Below are 21,992 nucleotides of genomic sequence, written 5' to 3'. Positions count from 1 at the left end.
GTTTAAGGCCAGACCGCCGCCGGTAAGAGCCCCGAACGCGTAGCCGGGGTTGCGTGCTTACATGAAATATTTCAGGCGGATTACCTCTTTTTCGGTGAGGTAGCGCCAGTTGCCGCGGGGCAAGTCCTTTTTGGTAAGGCCTGCGTACTGCACCCGGTCGAGGGTTTTTACCTCGTAACCCAGGTGCTCAAAAATGCGGCGCACAATGCGGTTGCGACCAATATGGATTTCCACGCCTACAAAGTAGCGGTTGCCCGCTACCACGGCTACGTCGTCAACCTCGGCTTTGCCGTCCTCCAGCTCGAGGCCGGCGGCAATTTGCCCTAGGTGCTCGTCGGTGAGTTCCTTGTCGAGCTCCACCTGGTACACCTTTTTGTTGCGGTGCGAAGGGTGGCTGAGCTTTTGGGCTACCTCGCCGTCGTTGGTGAACAGCAACAGGCCGGTGGTATTCCGGTCAAGGCGGCCTACCGGGAAGATGCGCTCCTTGGAGGCGTTCTTCACGAGGTCCATTACCGTTTTGCGGCCTTCCGGGTCTTCGGTAGTTGTCAGGAAGTCCTTGGGCTTGTTCAGCAGCACGTACACCAGCTTCTCGCGCTTGAGGTTGGTTTTGCCGTAGTGTACGGTGTCGCTGGGCTTCACTTTGTAGCCCAACTCTGTTACCACTTCACCGTTCACCCGAATTTCGCCCGCCTCGATCAGCTGATCAGCCTCGCGGCGCGAACAGATGCCCGCGTTGGCAATGTAGCGGTTCAGGCGTACGGTTTCGTCGCCTTCGACCTCCTCGCGGCGGCGTTTGTTGCCGCGGGTTTTATCCTCTTCGTAAAACTTGAGGTTTTTGTAAGCCGGTGCTTCCTGCTGCTCGTCGTTGGGGCGGCCAAAGCGGTTTTCGCGCGGAGCACGGGGCTTCCGGTCGAAGCCGGGGCGCTCATCGCGGCCAAAACGCTCGGTTCGCTCGGGGCGTTCGGTCCGGCTGGGGCGCTCCTCACGCTGCGGGCGCTCCTCACGCTGCGGGCGCTCGAATCGACCTGCACCGCCAAAGCGCGGCCGGTCATCGGCGGGGCGGCCAAACCGGCCCGCTCCGCCACGCTCATCGTTGTTGCCAAAGCGGCGTTCGGGACGTTCCGAGCGCTCGGGCCGTTGGTCAGCGCGCTCGAAACGGCGCGCAGGGCCGCGCTCGGAGCGCTGTTCGTCGTTGCCAGGGCCACGGTAGCCGCGGCTCGGGCGCGGAGCGTCGCCGTCGCGCTCAAACCGACGCGCCGGACGTTCGTCGCGGCCAAAGCGCGACTCACCACCGAAATTGCCACCGCGTGCGCCGGCTCCGCCACGTTCGTTGCCGAAACCGCCGCGGTCGTTGCCAAAGCTGCCGCGCTCGTTACCGAAGCTGCGTCGCGGACGGTCGTTGCCCTCGGGGCGGCGGTCGAAGCTGCGGCGCGGGCCGCGCTCGTCGTTGCTGGGGCGCTCGGGGCGCTCGTCCTTGCGGAAGTCGGGTTTGTTCAGGCGGCTGCGCATAAAGTCGGTCGCGCCATCGGGCTCGGCCGGCTTGTTGTAGCGCGGGCGCTCAAAACGGCGCTCGTCGCCGGCCGGGCGGCCAAACCGCCGATCAGAGCCAGCGCCGTAGCTGGGCTTGCCCGCCGGGCGGCCAAACGGCGGCCGCGAAGGAAACTCGTTACCGCCCTCGGCGCGGCGCGGCGCACCGCCAGAACGGCGGTCGTCGCCATACGACGAATTGAATGGTTTGCCTCCGCGGTTGTTGGCGGAGTCGGGGCGGCCGGGCCGGCGGTTGCCGGGGCCACCAAAGGATTGCTGCTTGTTACCCATGTGGGAGTATTCAGACGCACGGCATCGCTGCCGGACTAATGATGTGACTTGTAAAATCTGACAAACGTCAGGCGGGGCGTTTTCGTGCAACTAAGTGCCTGCGAAAACAGCGCCCGGATTTCGCGCACGGCTTCCCTCCGATCAGGAGCAAAGTCGACCGCGCAAATCCGGGCGGCTAGTAGTACAGCGTTTGGCGAAGGTTAGTCGCGGCGCGCCATTTTAGCTTCGATCGAGTGCTGCGTGTGCGGCACGGCCCGCAGGCGCTCCTTCGGGATAAGCTTGCCGGTACCGATGCAAACACCGTACGTACCGTTCTTTATGCGAATAAGGGCGTTTTCGAGCTGCTGAATAAACTTCATCTGCCGCGAAGCCAATTGGTTGAGGCTTTCCTTCTCGGCGGTATCAGCACCATCTTCCAGCACCTTGGAGGGCGAGGCAGTGGTATCGGTACCTGAGTCGTTGCGGCGGCTCAGCGTTTCTTTAATGAACGCTACTTCTTTCCGGGCGGCGGCTAGCTTTTCCTGAATGATGGCTTCAAACTCGGCCAGCTCTTCCCGGGAGTAGCGTAGTGATTCTTCACTCATGGTGAGGCAGGAAAATGGTGTAAGCAGTTGAAATTAAATAACTTACCAAAAGCGCATTAGTTGCGGAACCGCATTAAACTTGTGACGTTGGCCAGGCAGGTCGAGCAAAATAGTTGCTCTGCTGCGGCAATGCCAAGTGTTTCAAGGTGTTCCGGCCGACCAATCAGCCCGGTTTTCGTAGCACAAAGCTAAGACTTTACTGCTACACCAACCCTGTCGAGCTTGGCAAGGTTCAGAAACCCAACATATGGATGGCCGTTACGGCAGCCTCTACGCCTTTGTTGCCGTGCTTGCCGCCGGCACGGTCCCAGGCTTGCTCTTCGTTTTCGGTGGTAAGCACGCCAAATATCACGGGCTTGTTGAACTTGAGGCCTACGTTCATGAGGCCTTGGGCCACGGCATGAGATATAAACTCGTCGTGACGCGTTTCGCCTTTGATGATAACGCCCAAGCAGATTACCGCATCAATCTCCTCGTGCTGGGCCAGCAGCTGCGCACCTAGGCCCAACTCGAAGCTGCCGGGTACGGTGTTGCGGTAAATGTTCTCTTCTTTAGCGCCGTGCTTCAGCAGGGTTTCGTAGGCCCCCTGGCAAAGGGTATCGGTAATGGTGCGGTTCCACTCGGCCACCACCAGGCCAAAGCGCTTATCGCTGATGTCGATAAACTGATCGGAGGTGTAGTCGCTGAGGTTTTTGAGGGAAGTGGCCATGGGCAAAGCTTTGGGGTTAGAGGCTGCAAATATCTGCTTCGGCGCGTACAATACCCCTAGGTGGTAAAACAGCGTCGCCGCTGCCTAACGTTAGGCAGCGGCGACGCTGTTTTACCACCTAGGGATTACTTGCCACCCAACATGGCTTTGGCCCGGGCTTGGTACACCTTGGCATCGGTTATTTCCGAAGAGGTGGGGTAATCGTTTACGATCTTATTGTACGTCTGCTCGGCGGCGGCGAAGTCTTTTTGCATCTCCTGCGCCAGCGCCAGTTTCATCAAGTAAGCTGGCGTGAAGTAATCGTTCGTTTTGTAATCGGCTGCTTTCTGGTAGTAGTCGGCGGCCTCTTTGTACTTCTTCAGTTCCATGTTCGCGTCGCCAACTAAAGCGTAAGCGCGGGCCTGCAGCAGCAGGTCGTCGGAGCTAAAGTCTTCGAGGTAATCGATGGCCTTTTGGAACTCGCCGTTTTTAAGGGCGGCCGTACCAGCGTAAAAGTTTGCCAGGTTAGCGGCCTTGGTGCCGCTGTACTCGTTGGCCACTGCCTCCAGGCCGGCGTACTGCCCGTCGCCCTTCATGGCTTTCTTCAGCGAATCGGCCTCCCAGTAGTGCACAGCCTGGAACATGGCAGCCTGGGCTTTCTCGTCCTGTGAGCTGCGCCAGGTGAAATAACCAAAGCCAGCTACCACCAGCAGCACCACCGCGCCTAGCACGCCAAACAAGATGTTCTTGTTGCGGCGAACAAAAACTTCCGATTCGCCTAGGCGCGTTGCTAAGGCGTTGGGGTCTTCCAGCAAAGGATGGGCAGCGGGCGCGTTGGGGTCCGGCTGACCCGACTCGGGTTGCTGCTGCGGCTGGTTTTGGCGCGCTAGCGGCGAGTTGCGCGTAAAGGGAATCTTCGACATGAGTGCAGAAAAGGGAGGCATGCCCTTGCGGGCCGCCCAGCTTTGCGTAAGCGGTGGTTACTCGCGGATGTAGGGGTAGTCCGCTTGCACGTAAACGTCCTGGAACAACTCATCGGCAGGCGGGAACGGCGAGTTTTCGGCAAATTCAACCGACTCGGCCACCACAGCCTTAATCTTTTCGTCGATAGCGTTCAGGTCGCCTTCGGTAGCGTATTGGCGCTCCAGAATTACGGCCCGCACGTTCTCAATCGAATCGCGCTGGCGGTAGCCCTCCACTTCTTCCTTGGTGCGGTACTTGGCCGGGTCCGACATGGAGTGGCCTTTGTACCGGTAGGTTTTGAACTCCAAGAAGGTAGGCCCCTCGCCGGCCCGCGCACGCTCGGCAGCACGCGCCACGGCGCGGTGTACTTCCTCCACCTGCATAGCATCAACCGGCTCCGACGGCATGTCGTAACCCTCGCCTATGGTGTACAGGTCGGTTACATTGGAGGTACGACTCACCGAGGTACCCATAGCGTAGCCGTTGTTCTCAACCACGAAAATTACGGGCAGCTTCCACAGCATGGCCATGTTGAAAGCCTCGTGCAAAGCGCCTTGCCGCACAGCGCCGTCGCCCATGTAGCAAATGCACAGGTTGCCCGTCTTGTTGTACTTCTCGGCAAAAGCAACGCCGGCACCTAGGGGCACTTGGCCGCCCACGATACCGTGGCCACCCATAAAGTTCACGTTCTTATCGAACATGTGCATGGAGCCGCCTTTGCCCTTAGAGCAACCGGTCTCTTTGGCAAATAGCTCTGCCATCAGGGCGTTGGGCGAGGTACCTAGGGCCAGCGGGTGCGCGTGGTCGCGGTAAGCGGTAATCCACTTATCGTCCTTCTGCAGCGCCGATACAGCGCCCGCTACGCAAGCCTCCTGCCCAATGTAGAGGTGGCAGAAACCTTTAATCTTTTGCTGACCGTATAGCTGACCAGCCTTTTCCTCGAACCGGCGCATGAGCATCATGCTCTCGTACCAGTTCAGGTAAGTCTCCTTATTGAACTCGGCGTTGCCGGCGGCAGCAGCCTCCGGCGCCTGGCCTTGCTGCTGGGCACCGTTCTTGGCTTTGCCTACCGAATTGGATGCCTTGGAGGCAGCCTTTACCTTCGTATCCGCCATTAGTAGCTCTTCTTGTTCGGGTTTTGGAATGCGAAAGTACGTAAAAGCATTGCAACTCCGAAACCTTCGCTTTTCATGACGCTGGACTCGCTGCAACTCCTTTTTTTCAAGAATTACGACGAGGCCAGCTTAACTCTTTCGCCTCATATCAACTGCTTTATTGGCGAGAACGGCAGCGGCAAAACCAATTTGCTCGATGCCATTCATTACCTCTCCATGACCAAAAGCGCCTTTGCCGCTTCCGATGCCCAGTGCCTCAAGCAAGGTGCCGATTTCTTTCTTGTAAAGGGCGGCTTCTCACTGCCTTCCTCCCCCACCCCCGAAGTCATCCAGTGCAGCTTGCGCACCGGCCAGAAAAAACTGGTGACGCATAACAAGCAGCCCTACGACCGTATCTCCGACCACATTGGCCGTTGTCCGGTTGTCCTCATTTCGCCCTACGATACCGACCTTATACGGCAAGGCAGCGAAGAAAGACGCAAGTACTTCGATAGCATTATCTCGCAGCTCGACCATGCGTACCTTGAGCTGCTCATTCAGTATAGCTTTCTGCTGAAACAACGCAACGCACTGCTGAAGCAGTTCGCCGACCGCCACACCTTTGACCGCGACTACTTGCACGTGCTCGATGAACAGTTGGTGCCAGCGGGCCAGCAGCTGGTAGCTCGCCGACAAGAGTTTTTGAAGCAGTTCACGCCGGTGTTCCAGCGCCATTACCAAGAGCTAGCCGATAGCCGCGAGCAGGTAACCCTGGAATACAAAAGCCAACTGCCGGGCCAGGACTTTGCCTTGCTGCTTCGTCAAAACGAGCGCAAGGACCTAGCCTTGCAACGCACTACCACCGGGCCCCACAAAGACGATTACGTTTTCCTGATGAACGAGTCGCCTGTCAAGAGCTTTGGCTCGCAAGGCCAGCAGAAGTCCTACGCAATTGCTCTTAAGCTTGCGCACTTCGAGGTAATGGCTTCCCAAAAGCAGCACAAACCTTTGCTGTTGCTTGATGACATTTTCGACCGGCTCGACGAACGCCGCATCACGCGCTTGCTTCAGTTGGTAGCCAACCACACTTTTGGGCAAGTGTTTCTCACCGATACCCACCTTGAGCGCACCGACCAGGCATTGGCTGGGCTATCCGAACAAATCAAGCGTTTTACGGTAGATAATGGGTCTGTTCGGCCACTTTAGGCCCAAGCAGGGCTACCTTTGCGTAGCATAATTACCCGTTGCGCTTAAGCCTTTCGATGGCTTTTCGCGCATTATTTTACTCAATCCGCCTTGAAATCACGTAACGCCTCCGAATTTTCCCGCAGGGCCGATGTAGTACCTCTTAAAGAGGGAATCCAGGCACTGCTGAAGGCGTACCGTCTGCAGGGCAAGATGAACGAGGTTTACGTTGTCGCCTCGTGGGAGCGAATCATGGGCCGGGCTGTTGCCCTTAAAACCCAAGAGGTGTATTTCCGCAACAACAAGCTGTTTGTTCGCCTCACCTCGGCTCCGCTTAAGCACGAGCTCTTCATGGCTAAAACGCGGGTTGCTGAAATCATCAACAGCGAAGTTGGCGAAGACATTGTGCATGAGGTCGTGTTCCTTTAGATCCCTTTAGGGAAGGGCTGGATATAGCCGAGCCGGTTATCAACTTGATTTAGCCTTCAATCACTTCTCTGTTTAGTCAGATGAAGAGCATTGTTATGCCCATTCACAAGTTACCCCTCTCCTACTAGTTAGCGTTACCATGCAGGTTGCCTTAGCACCTGCGCTAGCTCAGTAATGTTGCGCCTGCTTTAAGGTGTTTCAGAAAAATATCCCTGCGGCTTTTCACTCGGCCTATTTTCCTCCCCCGTATGGGTTTGGTGGCCCTATACCTATAGGCTTCTAGGTATGTGAGCATACCTACTTGTGTTCCTCTTATTGCTTCTATACCTCGGCCCTTTACCGAAGTACTTTCCTGTACAATTTTTAAAAGGGAATTTCACTAAACATTTAGTTGATACAATCACTCGTTCCTGCCCTTTAGGCAGCACCGCACCTTATTCCAATCCTAGTCTGGGCACACACCCAAATACCGTGTGCTATGATTTTTATTGCGTTCATGTGTATCGACCGATCTATCGGTTACTCCTGTTGAACTGATAACAGTTAAACCACCGGCTTCCCCAAGCCTAGAAGCTGGGCTCGTTAGCCAAGGCACCTGCTTACACTTCCCCCACCGGCGACTGTGTTTGTTGTGTATAGGCCGCTACAGTTTTGACAAGCTGGATAACACTGCAATGTTCCACGTGAAACATTTTTGTTCACCTCGAACCATATACTTTTAACAGGAGCTCATTATATGCTTCTAGCAAGGCTATATACTTAGCCTGAAGTGTCATTAATGCTTTTGCAGGGTCCTGATCCACAGGCTGTAATGATACAGATCGTAAAGCGGGCTGTTGCTTTACAGGTGCAGGTGTAAAGTGTAATTGAGACTGAACAGGTGTATCAAATTCGTTCGTAAAGTCGTGTTGTATCAACTCCCCTACGCGTTGTACAAAACTGTAATCTAGGGTTGTCTCTTTGAATTTACGGTAAATAGTCGGGCGTGTAATACCCAACTCTTGCACCAGCTTACTAATCGAAATACCGCTGTTTTTGATTGCTTCCTGCAAGATTTCGCCTTGGTGAGCCATATACAGTGTGTCGTAACGAGGTGTATTGTAAAGATGTCAAATTGTTTCATTGTATCAAACACAACAACAAAAATTGTTTGTTACAAAAACAGATCTGCAAGTGTAACACTAAAGCAATGATACAGTGTTACACAATCTATTTTACAGATACAATTGAACAGGTGTAATGATACACCTATACATAACACGAAGCTGCGTGGCATTCAGCCGGGGCCGTCGCATACAATTATGAGCAGTTAGTATGGCTGAGCGCGTTTACGTTGCGCTCGGCATAAACTCACGCTGCAGCTTTGTACCACTCCCCTACCCGCTGGGCCAATACTGTACCGGCCCGAAAGAGCACGGGCGAATGGCGTGAAGAGCTCGGTGTTGGGCAGCCGCGCGTTACAAGCCTAACAGACTTGCAGCGCGGTTGGGATAATCGGTTGTTATGCCGTGGACACCCAACTTTGCGACGGCGCCTAGGTCGCTTAGGGCATTTACCGTCCAGGTTACGATGGGCAATTGAGCCGCTTGGCACCAGCGCAGCAAGTCGGGCGTAAGCAACGTGTGTTGGGGCCCCAGTACATCCGGCAAAAAGCCGAGCTGATGCACATGCTCTTCTACTGCCAAATTGTCTTCGATGAGCAAGCACACCGGAAGGCTCGAAAGCATGCGCGCGGCTTGTACTACTCGATGGTCAAAAGACATGATGAGTAATTCGGGCCATGGCCGGTGCAAATAGGCATCGAGTTCGGCCAACACGCGCGCTACAAACACGGCCGGAGCCGGTTGCAGCAAACCATCGGCGTGCGGCTCGCTTTTTAGCTCGATGGAGTAGGCGGGTACGGGCCTATGCAGCTCGGCGCTGCGGCGTGCTACGGCCTCCAGCACTTCGCTCAGCAGAGGCTTGTAGGCGGGTGCTAATTGCTGCTCCGGAAAGCTGGGGTGGCGGAGGCTTCCACAGTCGCAGCGCCTGATGGTGGCGTAGGGCTGCTGGTATAAGTTAAAGCCGCGGCCTTGCTCCGGAGTAAGCCGCTCTCCGGTAGGACCTAGGCAGATGTCAGCATTTAGCCAAGGCTCGTGCGAAACCACCACCTGGTTATCGGCCGAAAGCACTACATCGAGCTCTAGGCCATCGATGGGCCACTCGAGCGCGTGCAAGAACGCAGCCAAGGTGTTTTCGGGGCGCAAGCCTCGGCAACCACGGTGGCCGTAAATGCGCGGGCGCTGCAACAACTGGGAACCACGAGCCATGTTGTTGCATACGCAGCACGCGAACCGACGATTAGAATCGGGCGAAGCAACGGTCTATTGAAGACTAATCAGGCGACCTTAAAGTGCTTTGCCAATAGGTTATTAGGCACTGTAAGTGCTTTAAAATGCCATATGGGCACAAACCGCTATGCACCTACTGTTGAGCATAGCAGAACTCTCAAGAGGGCGCAAAACGCTATTTTGCCAGCTACCAGCGGGTTCAATTGGCTTACCAAACCTCCCTATGAAGCGTATTCTTGTTTTGTTGCTACTGATTGTACTGGCCGTGGGCGGCTATTTGTACTACCGATCGGTGACTACCGGGCCCAAATATGCCTTAGCCAAAGCCGCAAAGGCAGTACACGACCACGACGTGGCCAGTTTCGAAAAGTACGTGGACGTGCAAAGCGTAAGCAGCCGCCTCGTCGATCAGGTAGCTGCGCAAGACGAGGTGCTCGGGTTGTTGGGCGCCAATACCAATAGCCTAATGCTGCGCGGGGCCCTAAACCTGGCGAAGCCACAACTGGCCCAGGCAGCCCGCAAAGAGGTGCAGCATTACGTGGCTACAGGCTCGTTTGACGCCAACGCCAGCAACGAACTTGAGCGCGTAGTTAAGCTTTCGTTGGCAGGGCTGGCCAGCCGAATTGTAACCCCCGAAAGCAGTTTCAAAGGCGTAAAGTACTTGCAAGAGCAAGGCGAGCTGGCTTTGGTGGGCTTGGAGTTTACGCAGCCAAAGCTCGACACTACACTGGTGCTTGAACTGCAAATGCGCGACCGAGGCGACTATTGGCAGGTAACCGAAATAACCAATCTAGGAGAGGTGTTGCAGCAAACGGCACGGCTCGAAAAGCAACGCCTTTTCGGTCGGCGGCCATAACCCGCAAGTACAGGTTGCTGCGGTTGAGCAATTACCCTAGGCGCCTACAAAAGAAAGGCCCGCTGCCAATGGCAGCGGGCCTTTCTTTTGGGTTTGAGCAACGTCTATTACGACTTGCCGCGCCCAGCCAGCAGGTAGTACAGAATAAGACCCAGGAGGGGCAGGAACCAGATGATGGCTACCCAAAGAATTTTCTTGCCCAGCGACCAGGGCTGGCGCAGAATATCGATCAGCGCCAAGACGTCAAGAATTAGAATGATGCCGCCGAAGATGGTAAGACTGCCGCTCGACGAACGCCGGCTGCAGGCCGACATGCTTAAGGTGAGCAACGTCATCAGGCAGGCCGTAACGGCTGGGCGCAAGGAGTATTTTGCGAGGAAGTTCATGTGGTGTTTGGCTTAGGTAAGAAAGGAGCGTTCAATTTGGTCTCTTTACGCAAGCCTCGCACATTAGATATATTGAAGAGCTTATTTTGTATATAAATAATTGATTTACAAATACTTATCACTTATTTGCTGCCAGAAATCCAACCCAGCCTGTGGGTTGATGAGCATGGTGAGCACCACGCCGTAGAGCGCGCCGTAGAAGTGCGCGTCGTGGTTGATGTTGTCGCCCATACGGCGGCCTTGGTAGTAGGAGTAGGCCAAGTATAGGAAGCCGAACACAAACGGCTGAATGCGGAACGGGATGGGAAAGATGAGGATGCCACCACCCTCGGGCGCTACCGGGTAAAACAGCACGGCCGCAAAAATGACCGAGGCCACCCCGCCCGAAGCACCTAGGCTGACGTAGCGCGCATCGCGGCGGTGCCGGAAGAAGGTAGGAATATCCGACACGATAATGCCGCCGACGTAAAGCAGTAGAAACACCAACATGCCGTTCAATCCGCCGAACTCGATTTGCATGCGCTGAAGCACGAGCTGGCCAAACGAGTAAAACGAAAACATGTTAAAGATGAGGTGCATCCAGTCGGCGTGCAGAAAGCCCGACGTGAGGAAGCGGTGGTACTCGCGGTTTTTCTGCACGCGGTACGGGCTGAAAATCCAACGCTCGAGCAGCGAATGGTTTTGCCAGGCGTAAATGGAAATGCCGCTGGTAACGATGATTAGCAGCACTACAAGGTCGATGTCCATGAAGGTTGGGGGAGTGGATTCAGAAACAAACAGCGGCCGGAATGCAGGCCCTTAGTTTTCGCGCTCCATCAGCTGCAAGGCCAAGCCGCGCAATAGTTGCTTGCGTTCGGCGGGAGCCTGCACAGCCTCTAGGTGCGCCAGCGCATCTTGGAAGTACGCGTTGATCAGCTCTTCGGTACGTGGCCTAATTTGCAGCTCGTCGTAAACGGCCCTCACGGCCGCCACCTTGGCCTCAGCATCCTCGGGGGCGTTGTTGCCTATCCAGCGGTGCAGCGTGGCTTGCTGGGCTTCGTTGGCTTGTTCTAGGGCCGTCAGTAGCAAGTAGGTCTTCTTGTCTGAAACGATGTCGCCGCCCACGCGCTTGCCGAAAGTGGCCGCGTCGCCGTACACATCGAGCAAATCGTCGCGCAGCTGGAAGGCCACGCCAATGTCGGTACCGAAGCGGCGCAGGTGGTCGGCGTCTTCGGGCGAGGCGCCACCTAGGCGCGCGCCTAGCTCCAGGGCAAAGCCCAGCAGCACGGCCGTCTTCAGGCGGATCATATCGAGGTACTGCGCAATGCTGACGTGCGCCTCCTTCTCGAAGTTCATGTCGAGCTGCTGGCCTTCGCACACTTCCGCAGCCGTTTGGCTAAAGCGGCGCAGGGCCTCGGGCAGCAAGGCCGGCTCGATGTCGAAAAGCAGCTCGTAGGCGCGCACCAGCATCACGTCGCCCGACAGGATAGCCACGTTGGGATTCCACTTAACGTGCACCGTGGGCTGGCCGCGGCGCAGCGGAGCCTGGTCCATGATGTCGTCGTGGAGCAGCGTGAAGTTGTGAAACACCTCAACGGCCATGGCGGGGCGCAAGGCACGCTGCCAGTCGTTGGTGAAAAGCTGGGCACCTAGGAGCGTAAGCAGCGGCCGGATGCGCTTGCCACCCATGCTCATGGAGTAGCGAATGGGCTCGTACAGTTCCTGGGGTTGGTCGCCGTAGCGCAGCTCAGCCAGGGCAGAGGTAAGGGTGTTAGAGAATACAGAAAGATCCACAGAGGCGGCAGTAAGTCGTCGGATGCAAGGTACGACGCCTAGGTGGCACGGGCAGTTGCACGAGGGTGGCAGCGCGATGTAGCGCGGACTTAAATCCGCGTCCCCGGATAGTAATCTTAATCGTGATTGGTAGCGCGTGTAGCGCGGGCTTTAGCCCGCGTTTGCCAGAACAGCCGGTGATGCGCGGTTTCGCACCTAGGATTTCTTCATGCCAACGCGGACTAAAGCCCGCGCTACACGCGCTGCATTCCTAGGTCTAAAACAGAAATTACTATCCGGGGACGCGGACTGCAAAGTCCGCGCTACAGGCAAAACCGCCCCGCTGGCGCTAGGCCAACAGGGCGGTTTTAGTTATCTGCAATACGCTCGCTTAGCCGTGGTAGCGGCTGCGGCCTTTGCCTTTGGGCTTGGGCTTGTCGGAAGCCGAGCGGCCGCCTTCGCGGCGCGAGCGGCCATCGCCGCCAGTACCACCTGCCACACCGCGGCCGCTGGGGCGCTGGCGCGGAGCCCGGTCGCCGAACTCTTCGCGGGGGCGGGCAGCGCGGCCGGCATTGCGCGGCAACGACACCAGCTCCAGGTCGATGGTACGGTCGAGCAAGTTGGCAGCTTTGATGATCACCTTCACCTCGTCGCCGAAGCGAATGATGCGGCCCGTGTTGCGGCCAATAATGCGCAGGTTCTCCTTGTCGAGCTCGAAAAAGTCTTCCTGAATATCGGCCAGGCGGGCCATTCCTTCGCTCTTGGTTTCGCCCATCTCCACGTACAGGCCCCACTCGGTAAGGCCCGAAACCACGCCGGTGAACGTTTCGCCTACATGCTCGGCCATAAACTCGACTTGCTTGTATTTGATGCTGGCGCGCTCGGCTTGGGCAGCCCGCTTCTCACGTTCCGAAGAGTGCTTGCAGTCTTCTTCTAGCTCCTCGGCATCCACGTTCTTGCCGCCCTGCAGGTAGTGCTCGAGCAGGCGGTGGGCCATCATGTCGGGGTAGCGACGGATGGGCGAGGTGAAGTGCGAGTAGTGGTCGAAAGCCAGGCCGAAGTGACCTAGGGCTTCGGTGGTGTAAATAGCCTTGGCCATGGAGCGTACGGCCAGCGCCTGAATCACCGACTGCTCGGGCTTGCCTTCTACCTCAGCAGTCAGCTTGTTCAGCTCCTTGCTCACGTTGGCGTCTTCGCCTAGGTTCAGGTCGTAGCCAAACTGGCGGGCAAACAGCGCGAAGTTCTCGAGCCGTTCGGGGTCGGGGGCGTTGTGGGTGCGGTATACCATCGTGAAGCGCGGCTTCGTCTTTTTGAGGCGGTACACAAACTCAGCCACTTTGCGGTTGGCGAGCAGCATAAACTCCTCAATCAGCTTGTGCGCGTCCTTGCGCTCCTTCACATACACGCCCACGGGCTTGCCGTGCTCGTCGAGCTTAAACTTCACCTCGGGAGCCTCAAAGCTGATGGCGCCCTTGCGGAAACGGGCCGCCTGCAACTCCTTGGCAATGCGGTTGAGCAGGTTTACCTCGTCGGCAAAGTCGCCCTCGCCCGACTCAATGCGCTCCTGCGCCTCCTCGTAAGTGAAGCGGCGGTCGGAGTGAATCACGGTGCGGCCAAACCACGCGTCGTAGAGCTTGCCTTGCTCGTCGAGCTCGAACACGGCCGAGAAAGTCAGCTTGTCTTCGTGTGGGCGCAGCGAGCATAGGCCGTTGGAGAGGCGCTCGGGCAGCATCGGGATGGTGCGGTCGACGAGGTAGACCGAGGTGGCCCGCCAATGGGCTTCCTTCTCGAGGCGGGTGCCGGGCAGCACGTAGTGCGTCACGTCGGCGATGTGCACACCTACTTCCCAGTTGCCGTTCTCGAGCTTGCGCAAGGAGAGGGCATCGTCGAAGTCTTTGGCATCGACGGGGTCGATGGTGAAAGTGGTGATGTCGCGGAAGTCGCGGCGCTTGGCAATTTCCTCGGCCGAGATGTTGGCCGGAATTTCGTTGGCCTCGCGCTCTACTTCTTCGGGAAACTCGAAGGGCAAACCGAACTCCGCCATGATGGCGTGGATCTCGGCCTCGTGCTCCCCGGCCGCGCCAAAGCTGCGCAGCACTTCGCCCACCGGCTGGCGGCCAAACTCGTCGGGCCATTCGGTAATCTTCACGAGCACTTTGTCGCCGTTCTTGGCATCGGCAAACGCGTGGCCGGGCACAAACACATCGAAGTAGATGCGCTTGTTGTCGGGCTGCACAAAGCCGAAGCCAGCCTGCATCATCAGGCGGCCGACTACTTCTTCCTTGCGGCGCTCCACTACCTCCACCACGTCGCCCGAGGGGCGGCCGTCGCGGGCTTTGCCTAGGCGCACCCGCACGGTGTCACCGTCGAGGGCAAAGCCAAGGCGGTCGGTGTACACGCGCAGATCTTCGCTGAGCTCTTCGCTCACGATGTAGGCGTACTTGTTGTTGGCCAGGTCGACGGTGCCGGTAATTTCCTGTCCGCCGGCGCCATTCTCGCGGTGCCGGTAGTTGCCGGGGCGGTGGGTGCGGTCGGTGGTGCCAGGGAAGTCGAAGCCGGGCGTGCGGCGGCGATGCGTCACGGGCTCTTGGCCCAATTCGGCCACAAAGCCGGGGTCAAATTTGCCGCGCTTGGGGCCACGGTCGCGGGCGGGCTTGTCGTTGTCGGGGCGCTCGTTGAAGGAGCGACCCGGCAGCTCCACCAGGCGGTAATCGTCGTTCTGGAGCAAGGCAATGTGCCCGCTTCGCTTAAGGTCCTTGAGGTAGTGAAACACCTCCTCGCGCTGCTCTTTGCTCACGACACCTAGGCGGCGCGAAATCTGGCGGTAGCTGAACACCTTGCCTGGGTTCTCGGAAAAAATCCGGAACACTTGGGTTTTCGACAGGGGAGCCGGAGCGGCTGCATCACGGCGGCGGGCCGGGTCGCGCGAGGGGCGCGGCGCATCGGCCGAGTCATGGTTTCTTCTCATTCGAAAAGGGTCGCCGCCGGGCTGCTTTTGGGTATCTCTGACGGGCGGCGAGTTAGCTTGAAACAGTGGGTAGCCGCTGGGTTGGGTACCGGGCTTGCCCACGGGTGGATGGTAACTGCCCTCCGGACCTAGGGGCCTGCGGGCAGTAGTTGTTCGGCAAAGTGCCGACTTAGGTTGTGCGAAAAAACAGAACTTCTGAATATTTCGCTGGTAATGGCCGCTGCGAGATGATACGTGGTAAGCAGCCGAGAGGTATTTGTGCGGTTTTCAGGGCTTGTAAGCCTCTACGATGTTTCGATGAACATCAACCACAGCCGAGCTGCAATGTGCCCGTAAAAGAGCTGCAATGCGCTCAGCAGCGCAGCGCAAGCCTATGCTTAGGGTGTGACTGGTTAAAGCCAACGGTTAAATAATTGTTACCCACCTGGGCTGACGTACCGGCGCTACGCCAATTGGCGGCGGGCCACAGCCGCCCGAATATCCGCCGGCGTGTCTTTCGGAATGGCCGATAGCAAACGCTTGGTGTACTCGTGCTGCGGGTTGGCATACAGCTCGGCCGCGGGGCCTTGCTCCACAATCTGCCCTTGGTTCATCACCAGCAGCCGGTCGCTCATAAACCGGGCCACCGACAAATCGTGGGTGATGAAAAGGTACGTAATGCCGAAGTCACGTTTCAGGTCGTTGAGCAAATTGAGCACCTGCGCCTGCACCGACACATCGAGCGCCGATACGGATTCGTCGCAGATGATGCACTTGGGCTGCAGGGCCAAAGCCCGCGCAATGCAAATGCGCTGGCGCTGGCCGCCGCTGAACTCGTGCGGGTAGCGGAGGTAGTGCTCTTCTTTCAGGCCAACGGTGCGCAGCAGCTCTAATACGCGGTCTTTTTGCTGCTGGCGGGTCCCTCCTACGTTGTGCACGCGCATTGGCTCCAAAATGGCCTCGCCCACCGTAAGCATGGGGTTGAGGGCAGCGTAGGGGTCCTGAAACACCATCTGGAAATCGCGGCGGCGGCGGCGCAACTCGCCCGCCCGCAGCTTTGCCCAGTCGGTACCGTCGAACATAATGCTGCCGCTTGTTGGTTCCACCAACCTCAGCAGTGTGCGCCCCAAGGTAGTTTTGCCGCAGCCCGACTCCCCTACCAGCCCCACGGTTTCGCCGCGGTAAATATCAAAGCTTACGCCATCGACGGCCCGCACCACTTCGGTAGCTCGGCCCCAGAAGCCTTTGCGTACCGGGTAATACACGCGCAAATCTTGCACCCGCAGCAGCACCTCTCCGGCCAGCATGCCTTGGCTGCTAACCGCGGCAACACCTAGGGCATTGCTCGGAGCCACATCAGCAGCAGCGGGCTCGGCCGGCTCGGGTGCTACGGGAGCGGCCGTGCCAGGCACTGGCACCCCGGTTTCGAGCAGCGGCGCTTGCTCAAAACCTACCAATGCATCGGCCGCTTGTGGAACATCAGTTCGATGTTCCACGGGGAACAATTTGGCAGTTTCGTCTGCGTTCTGAGATGGTTCGTCGACTAAAGCAGCTACTTCGTTAGCAGGGCTTTGCAGTGTTGTTCCTTCAGTACTGAAAAAGCCTCCGGCGGCGTCTTCGCGCATGAAATCGGCCACGGTAGGCAATCTTTTTTTGCCTTGCGACAATTTTGGCCGGCACGCCAGCAGCCCTTTGGTGTACGGGTGCCTGGGGTTGGTGAAGATTTCGAGCACGCTACCCTGCTCTACCACTTTGCCGCGGTACATCACCAAAATGCGGTCGGCTATTTCGGCCACCACGCCTAGGTCGTGGGTGATGAACAGCACGGCCGTGTTGCGCTGCCGGCGCAAATCGTCAATAAGCTGCAAGATGCGGGCCTGCACCGTTACGTCGAGGGCCGTGGTGGGCTCGTCGGCAATCAGGATCGCGGGCTGACAGGCCATGGCCATGGCAATCATCACCCGCTGCTTTTGCCCGCCGCTGATTTCGTGCGGGTAGGATTTGAATATTTTCTCAGGCCGCGGCAGTTGCGCTTCGGTAAACAGCTCGATGGTGCGGGCAGCGGCTTCTTGCTTGCTCAGCGAAGTGTGCAGCAACAGCGCCTCTACCACTTGCTCCCCGCAGGTGTGCACAGGGTTCAAGGAGGTCATCGGCTCCTGAAAAATCATCGAAATTTCGTTGCCGCGTACCCGCTGCAGCTCCTCTTCCGATAGGCGCAGCAAATCGACCTCGGCACCTAGGGCCTGCGACTGAAAGCGCGCTTCTCCCCCACTAAGCTTGCCCGGCGGCATCGGAATCAGTCCTAGCAGCGCCAGCGAAGTCACCGATTTACCCGAGCCCGACTCGCCTACTATAGCCACTGTTTCTCCCGCGCTTAGCTGAAAGGAAATTCCTTCTACAGCACGCGTGGTGCCGTATTGCGAGGCAAAATCAATGGTTAGGTCGCGTATGTCGAGCAGCGGCTTCAAAGGCAAGCGAGGTAAACGGCGTCAGCACACAGCTGCGCAGTTGCAAGAACGGCAACGTTCGGCGTAAAAATTCAACAGCCCGCGCTTTCGGCGCGGGCTGTTGCGAAAAAGTGGCTAAACCCAGCTACTTAACATAATCCGGAGTACCTAGGCGACTTCCGTTGCTGTTTCAGCGTCGGAACGGTGCTCAGCGTGGTGCGCTGGCTGCGGATGTGGGTGAAAAAAACGGTTCTGGTTCAGCAAAATGAACACCACACCCATGAAAATGGCCGCGTCGGCGATGTTGAAAATGGGCCAGAGCGACACGTGCATGTTGCCAACCAAAGGCCACGAGTCGGGCAAGAAGCCTTCGTACAAATCGAGGTACAGCATGTCGATAACCTGGCCGTGGAACCACGGTGTGGGCGCGGTAAACGGGGCGTTGTCGTAAATCAGCCCGTAAAAAATCGAGTCGATAAGGTTGCCTATGGCCCCTCCCAGAATGGCGGCCACGCACCAGATCAGGCCACTGTGCATACCGTTTTTGCGCAGCCGGTAGATGTAGTACGCAATGCCCGTAACGGCTACCAACCGAAAGCTGGTTAGCAACACCTTGCCGTAAGGCGGCGGCAGCTCCACCCCGAAAGCCATACCCGGGTTTAGGGTGTAGTGTAGCTTAAACCAGTCGCCCAGCAGCGGAATTTCGCCCGGCATGCCCGGTTGCATGTAGGTGTGCACGGCCCACTTCGAGAGTTGGTCGATAACAATTACCAGCAACGCGAGCAGGTAGTACTTCCAGTATTTCATGAATTCGCGGATTTAGCCGGCGGGCCGAATTGGACTGCAGTTGGCACACAACCACACCCCAACCTTAGACTAGCTTAGCACAAGATTCTGTCGAGCTTTGTGCCGATGGGTTTGCCCTTGCGGGCTTGAAAATCGGGATTTTTGACCTTTTCGGACTACTCCGACGGCATTTTGTGCGCCGGTATGCCGGGCGGCGAATTTAGCACGCCGCCCGGCTACTGTGGTTCAGCTTTTTACGACCTCTAGGCGCACTGGCACACTGTACTCGTCAAATTCGAGCACGGCGCCATCGGCTACACCGCTGACCAGGTCGAGCGATAAGGCCTGCGTTTCGGTGCGGATGTACTCGCCAAACGCCTCTACTGCCTGCACCAGCTCGGGCTGATCGGCACCTAGGGTTACGCGGATTTTATCCTGCACCTCCAGGCCCGAATCCTTGCGCAAGTTTTGCAGGCGGTTCACCAGCTCACGGGCCACGCCCTCGTGGCGCAGCTCGTCGGTTAGGGTAACGTCGAGGGCTACGGTGAGCGGGCCGTCGGTGGCTACCAACCAGCCAGGCAAATCTTCGGTCCGGATTTCGACGTCTTCGGGCGTAAGCGTTACTGCCTGACCATCAACCTCTACCGCCAATTGGCCGGCTTTTTCCAGCTCAGCAATTTCCTCCGAAGTCATTTGCTGAATGCGAGCAGCTACGGCCTTCAGGCGCGGGCCAAACTGCTGACCTAGGCGCTTGAAGTTGGGCTTCACCGACTTCACCAGCACGCCACTGGTATCGTCGAGGAACTCCACGTGCTTCACGTTCACCTCGGCGCAAATCAGGTCCTCTACCTGCCCTACTTGCTCGCGCGTGGTTTCGGTAAGCACCGGCACCAGTATGCGCTGCAGCGGTTGCCGCACCTTAATACCCGATTTCTTCCGCAGCGAGTGCGTGAGCGAACTGATGCGCTGCGCCAAGTCCATGCGCTCCTCCAATGCCTTGTCAATAAGGTCTTCCTCGACCTCTACCAGCTCCGAGAGGTGCACCGATTCGTGGCGCAAGGGCGTGTTTTTCTCCATGGCCTCGGCGCGCATGCCGTCGGTCATGTTCTTGTAAAGCCACTCGGCGAAGAAGGGCGCAATGGGCGACATCAGCTGCGCTACCACCACCAAGCACTCCTGCAGGGTCTCGAAGGCAGCCTGCTTATCGGCAGTCAGCTCACCTTTGCGGAAACGGCCGCGCGAGAGGCGCACGTACCAGTTGGAGAGCTGATCGGTAACGAAATCCTGAATGGCGCGGGCCGCTTTCGTGGGGTCGTAGTTGTCGAAATGGCCGCGCGCTTCGAGAATTAACGACTGCAGTTTGGAGAGAATCCAACGGTCCAGCTCCGACAGCTCGGTTAAGGACACGCGGTCGAACTCGCGGGTCTGAAACTCGTCGAGGTTGGCGTAGAGGGCGTAGAACGAGTAGGTGTTGAACAGCGTGCCGAAGAAGCGGCGCTGCACCTCCGTAATGCCCGCGAGGTCGAACTTGAGGTTGTCCCAGGGCTGGGCATTGGCAATCATGTACCAACGGGTGGCGTCGGGTCCGTATTGGTCGATGGTTTTGAACGGGTCGATGGCGTTGCCGAGGCGCTTCGACATCTTGTTGCCGTTCTTATCGAGTACCAGGCCGTTGGCAATCACGTTTTTGAAAGCTACCGAGTCTTCAAGCATTACCCCTAGGGCGTGCAGCGTGAAGAACCAGCCGCGGGTTTGGTCGACGCCTTCGGCAATGAAATCGGCCGGGAAGTTGCGCTCAAAAGTGTCGTGGTTTTCGAAGGGGTAATGCCACTGCGCGTAGGGCATGGCGCCGCTGTCGAACCACACGTCGATGAGGTCGGTTTCGCGGTACATCGGCTGGCCCGAAGGCGATACCAGGAAGATGTCGTCGACGTAGGGCCGGTGTAAATCGGTCATTTCCCCGCTCTTGATGGGGTTATGCGTCATCACCTGTGCAGCTACGGCTTTGTCGATTTCGGCGCTCAGCTCGGCAATGGAGCCGATGCAGATTTCCTCCGAGCCATCCTGCGTGCGCCAGATGGGCAGCGGCGTGCCCCAGTAGCGCGAGCGGCTCAGGTTCCAGTCGACCAGGTTTTCAAGCCAGTTGCCAAAGCGGCCGGTGCCGGTGCTTTCGGGCTTCCAGTTGATGGTTTTGTTGAGCTCGATGAGGCGGTCCTTCACGGCCGTGGTCTTGATAAACCACGAGTCCAGGGGGTAGTACAGCACGGGCTTGTCCGTACGCCAGCAGTGCGGGTAGGTATGCTCGTACTTTTCCACCTTAAAGGCCCGACCGCGCTCCTTCAGGCGCACGCTGATATCGACATCGAGTGTGCGGTATTCGGCGGCCGATTCGTCGTGGCCGTCGTAGTTTTTCACCCAACGACTGCCGAATTCGCCCATTTGGGCCACATAGCGGCCGGTGCGGTCGACAATGGGACCGAACTTACCCTGGTCGTCGGCTACCAGCAAAGCCGGAATGTCGTTTTGCTGCGCTACCCGGAAGTCGTCGGCACCAAACGTAGGCGAAATGTGCACGATACCGGTGCCGTCCTCGGTCGTTACAAAGTCGCCGGGAATAACGCGGAAGGCCCGCTCCTCCCCTTCGAATGCCGGGAAGCCAGCTTCCGTGCCAAACAAGCGCTGGTAGCTAATGCCCACCAGTTCGGCGCCGCTGAATTCGGCCAGTTGCCGCCAGGGCAGCACTTTGTCGCCGGCTTTGTACTCATCCAGCGAGGCTTCGGCGCCCTTTTCGGAGAAGTGACGGCCGAGCAAATCCTTGGCCAGCACCACTACCTGAGGCTCGCGGGTATAGGGGTTGAAGGTGCGCACCACGGCGTAGCGGATGTTTTTGCCCACGGCTAGGCCGGTGTTGGCGGGCAAAGTCCAGGGCGTGGTCGTCCAAGCTAGGATGAACACGGGCAAGCTATCGGCCAAGGCAAACAGCTTCTCCGATTGCTCATTGCGCTTCACCTCGAACTCGGCCACGATGGTCGTGTCCTTCACGTCCTTGTAGGTGCCGGGCTGGTTCAACTCGTGCGAGGACAAGCCCGTACCGGCGGCCGGGGAGTATGGCTGAATGGTGTAGCCCTTGTAGAGCAAACCCTTGTCGTAGAGCTTCTTGAGCAAAGCCCAGCAGCTTTCGATGTACGCGGGCTCAAAGGTGATGTACGGGTCGGAGAGGTCAACCCAGTAGCCCATCTTCTCCGTCAGCTCGTCCCACTGGTGCTTAAAGCGCATTACCGTTTCGCGGCAGCGCTGGTTGTACTCCTCAACCGTAATCTTCTTCCCGATGTCCTCCTTCGTAATGCCCAGCTCCTTCTCTACCTGCAGTTCAATGGGCAGGCCGTGGGTATCCCAGCCGCCCTTGCGATTTACCTGAAAACCCTTGAGCGTTTGGTAACGGCAGAAGATGTCTTTCACCGTACGGGCCATTACGTGGTGAATGCCCGGCGCGCCGTTGGCCGAGGGCGGGCCCTCGTAGAACACGAAGCTGGGGCGCCCTTCGCGGGTGCTCACGCTCTTCTCGAAAATGCCGTTTTCCTGCCACCAACGCAGGATGTCGGCGCCTACTTGGGCGTAGTTGAAGGGCTGTTTGTATTCGGGGTATTTCATCGGTCAGACGGCCTCGGCACTAGGGCTGCCCTCCGCTTGAAGGCAGCCCGTGGCACTGGTTTTTAGCGCTGGATTT

General features: G+C 57.8%; 17 protein-coding genes. 3 read left to right on the top strand and 14 right to left on the bottom strand.

Annotation, left to right across the window (positions count from 1 at the left end; genetic code table 11):
• Positions 1 to 57: 57 nt before the first annotated feature.
• The 5 genes from D3Y59_RS13680 to pdhA form a co-directional block, all read right to left on the bottom strand.
• On the bottom strand, positions 58 to 1,818 hold the full coding sequence (locus tag D3Y59_RS13680) for a pseudouridine synthase (protein ID WP_240410376.1): 1,761 nt from the start codon (positions 1,816 to 1,818) through the stop codon (positions 58 to 60).
• Positions 1,819 to 2,018: 200 nt separating this feature from the next.
• On the bottom strand, positions 2,019 to 2,402 hold the full coding sequence (locus tag D3Y59_RS13675; protein ID WP_059071681.1) for a TraR/DksA family transcriptional regulator: 384 nt from the start codon (positions 2,400 to 2,402) through the stop codon (positions 2,019 to 2,021).
• A gap of 232 nt (positions 2,403 to 2,634) precedes the next feature.
• Positions 2,635 to 3,111 (bottom strand): 6,7-dimethyl-8-ribityllumazine synthase, encoded by a 477-nt coding sequence (gene ribH, locus D3Y59_RS13670; protein WP_119445550.1) that lies wholly within the window; start codon positions 3,109 to 3,111, stop codon positions 2,635 to 2,637.
• Between the two features lie 125 nt (positions 3,112 to 3,236).
• Positions 3,237 to 4,013 (bottom strand): tetratricopeptide repeat protein, encoded by a 777-nt coding sequence (locus tag D3Y59_RS13665; RefSeq protein ID WP_119445549.1) that lies wholly within the window; start codon positions 4,011 to 4,013, stop codon positions 3,237 to 3,239.
• Between the two features lie 57 nt (positions 4,014 to 4,070).
• Positions 4,071 to 5,168, bottom strand: coding sequence for a pyruvate dehydrogenase (acetyl-transferring) E1 component subunit alpha (gene pdhA / locus D3Y59_RS13660; RefSeq protein WP_119445548.1), 1,098 nt, complete (start codon positions 5,166 to 5,168; stop codon positions 4,071 to 4,073).
• Positions 5,169 to 5,243: 75 nt separating this feature from the next.
• Here pdhA and recF point away from each other — a divergent pair, with 75 nt between their 5' ends.
• On the top strand, positions 5,244 to 6,353 hold the full coding sequence (recF, locus tag D3Y59_RS13655; protein ID WP_119445547.1) for a DNA replication/repair protein RecF: 1,110 nt from the start codon (positions 5,244 to 5,246) through the stop codon (positions 6,351 to 6,353).
• 90 nt (positions 6,354 to 6,443) lie between these two features.
• Positions 6,444 to 6,761, top strand: a complete 318-nt coding sequence (locus D3Y59_RS13650) for a DUF721 domain-containing protein (RefSeq protein ID WP_119445546.1) — start codon at positions 6,444 to 6,446, stop codon at positions 6,759 to 6,761.
• Positions 6,762 to 7,459: 698 nt separating this feature from the next.
• Here the strand turns inward: D3Y59_RS13650 and D3Y59_RS13645 are convergent.
• Together D3Y59_RS13645 and D3Y59_RS13640 are read right to left on the bottom strand one after the other, a co-directional pair.
• Positions 7,460 to 7,834 (bottom strand): helix-turn-helix domain-containing protein, encoded by a 375-nt coding sequence (locus D3Y59_RS13645; protein WP_119445545.1) that lies wholly within the window; start codon positions 7,832 to 7,834, stop codon positions 7,460 to 7,462.
• 384 nt (positions 7,835 to 8,218) lie between these two features.
• On the bottom strand, positions 8,219 to 9,070 hold the full coding sequence (locus tag D3Y59_RS13640; protein WP_119445544.1) for a glycerophosphodiester phosphodiesterase family protein: 852 nt from the start codon (positions 9,068 to 9,070) through the stop codon (positions 8,219 to 8,221).
• Between the two features lie 244 nt (positions 9,071 to 9,314).
• Between D3Y59_RS13640 and D3Y59_RS13635 the strand changes: the two genes are divergently transcribed.
• A complete protein-coding gene (locus D3Y59_RS13635; protein ID WP_162910788.1) occupies positions 9,315 to 9,947 on the top strand; it encodes a DUF2939 domain-containing protein in 633 nt (210 codons plus the stop codon).
• A gap of 107 nt (positions 9,948 to 10,054) precedes the next feature.
• Here D3Y59_RS13635 and D3Y59_RS13630 read toward each other — a convergent pair whose 3' ends face one another.
• From D3Y59_RS13630 to ileS, 7 genes are all read right to left on the bottom strand, one after another.
• Positions 10,055 to 10,333, bottom strand: coding sequence for a PLDc N-terminal domain-containing protein (locus D3Y59_RS13630; protein ID WP_205590838.1), 279 nt, complete (start codon positions 10,331 to 10,333; stop codon positions 10,055 to 10,057).
• 105 nt (positions 10,334 to 10,438) lie between these two features.
• Positions 10,439 to 11,080: a rhomboid family intramembrane serine protease gene (locus D3Y59_RS13625; protein WP_317127413.1), complete on the bottom strand. Its 642-nt coding sequence runs from the start codon at positions 11,078 to 11,080 to the stop codon at positions 10,439 to 10,441.
• A gap of 51 nt (positions 11,081 to 11,131) precedes the next feature.
• Entirely contained in the window at positions 11,132 to 12,106 is a 975-nt protein-coding gene (locus tag D3Y59_RS13620) for a polyprenyl synthetase family protein (protein WP_119445542.1), read from the bottom strand.
• A 370-nt stretch (positions 12,107 to 12,476) separates the two neighbouring features.
• Positions 12,477 to 15,053 carry a ribonuclease R gene (rnr, locus tag D3Y59_RS13615; RefSeq protein WP_119446478.1) on the bottom strand — a complete coding sequence of 859 codons (2,577 nt, stop codon included), beginning with the start codon at positions 15,051 to 15,053 and terminating at the stop codon, positions 12,477 to 12,479.
• A 443-nt stretch (positions 15,054 to 15,496) separates the two neighbouring features.
• A complete protein-coding gene (locus tag D3Y59_RS13610; RefSeq protein WP_119445541.1) occupies positions 15,497 to 17,506 on the bottom strand; it encodes an ABC transporter ATP-binding protein in 2,010 nt (669 codons plus the stop codon).
• A 141-nt stretch (positions 17,507 to 17,647) separates the two neighbouring features.
• Positions 17,648 to 18,286, bottom strand: coding sequence for a lipoprotein signal peptidase (locus tag D3Y59_RS13605; RefSeq protein WP_119445540.1), 639 nt, complete (start codon positions 18,284 to 18,286; stop codon positions 17,648 to 17,650).
• A gap of 225 nt (positions 18,287 to 18,511) precedes the next feature.
• Entirely contained in the window at positions 18,512 to 21,916 is a 3,405-nt protein-coding gene (gene ileS / locus D3Y59_RS13600) for an isoleucine--tRNA ligase (RefSeq protein ID WP_119445539.1), read from the bottom strand.
• Between the last annotated feature and the right edge of the window lie 76 nt (positions 21,917 to 21,992).

The sequence above is a fragment of the Hymenobacter oligotrophus genome, from assembly GCF_003574965.1.
GTDB classification, from domain to species: Bacteria; Bacteroidota; Bacteroidia; order Cytophagales; family Hymenobacteraceae; genus Solirubrum; species Solirubrum oligotrophum.
This window is presented reverse-complemented; position numbering and strand designations above follow the sequence as displayed.

Bases quoted from the DNA above. Each gene is read 5' to 3' on its own strand.
- D3Y59_RS13680 (WP_240410376.1), bottom strand. From the start codon at position 1,818: ATGGGTAACAAGCAGCAATCCTTTGGTGGCCCCGGCAACCGCCGGCCC.
- D3Y59_RS13675 (WP_059071681.1), bottom strand. From the start codon at position 2,402: ATGAGTGAAGAATCACTACGCTACTCCCGGGAAGAGCTGGCCGAGTTT.
- ribH (WP_119445550.1), bottom strand. From the start codon at position 3,111: ATGGCCACTTCCCTCAAAAACCTCAGCGACTACACCTCCGATCAGTTT.
- D3Y59_RS13665 (WP_119445549.1), bottom strand. From the start codon at position 4,013: ATGTCGAAGATTCCCTTTACGCGCAACTCGCCGCTAGCGCGCCAAAAC.
- pdhA (WP_119445548.1), bottom strand. From the start codon at position 5,168: ATGGCGGATACGAAGGTAAAGGCTGCCTCCAAGGCATCCAATTCGGTA.
- recF (WP_119445547.1), top strand. From the start codon at position 5,244: ATGACGCTGGACTCGCTGCAACTCCTTTTTTTCAAGAATTACGACGAG.
- D3Y59_RS13645 (WP_119445545.1), bottom strand. From the start codon at position 7,834: ATGGCTCACCAAGGCGAAATCTTGCAGGAAGCAATCAAAAACAGCGGT.
- D3Y59_RS13640 (WP_119445544.1), bottom strand. From the start codon at position 9,070: ATGGCTCGTGGTTCCCAGTTGTTGCAGCGCCCGCGCATTTACGGCCAC.
- D3Y59_RS13635 (WP_162910788.1), top strand. From the start codon at position 9,315: ATGAAGCGTATTCTTGTTTTGTTGCTACTGATTGTACTGGCCGTGGGC.
- D3Y59_RS13630 (WP_205590838.1), bottom strand. From the start codon at position 10,333: ATGAACTTCCTCGCAAAATACTCCTTGCGCCCAGCCGTTACGGCCTGC.
- D3Y59_RS13625 (WP_317127413.1), bottom strand. From the start codon at position 11,080: ATGGACATCGACCTTGTAGTGCTGCTAATCATCGTTACCAGCGGCATT.
- rnr (WP_119446478.1), bottom strand. From the start codon at position 15,053: ATGAGAAGAAACCATGACTCGGCCGATGCGCCGCGCCCCTCGCGCGAC.
- D3Y59_RS13605 (WP_119445540.1), bottom strand. From the start codon at position 18,286: ATGAAATACTGGAAGTACTACCTGCTCGCGTTGCTGGTAATTGTTATC.
- ileS (WP_119445539.1), bottom strand. From the start codon at position 21,916: ATGAAATACCCCGAATACAAACAGCCCTTCAACTACGCCCAAGTAGGC.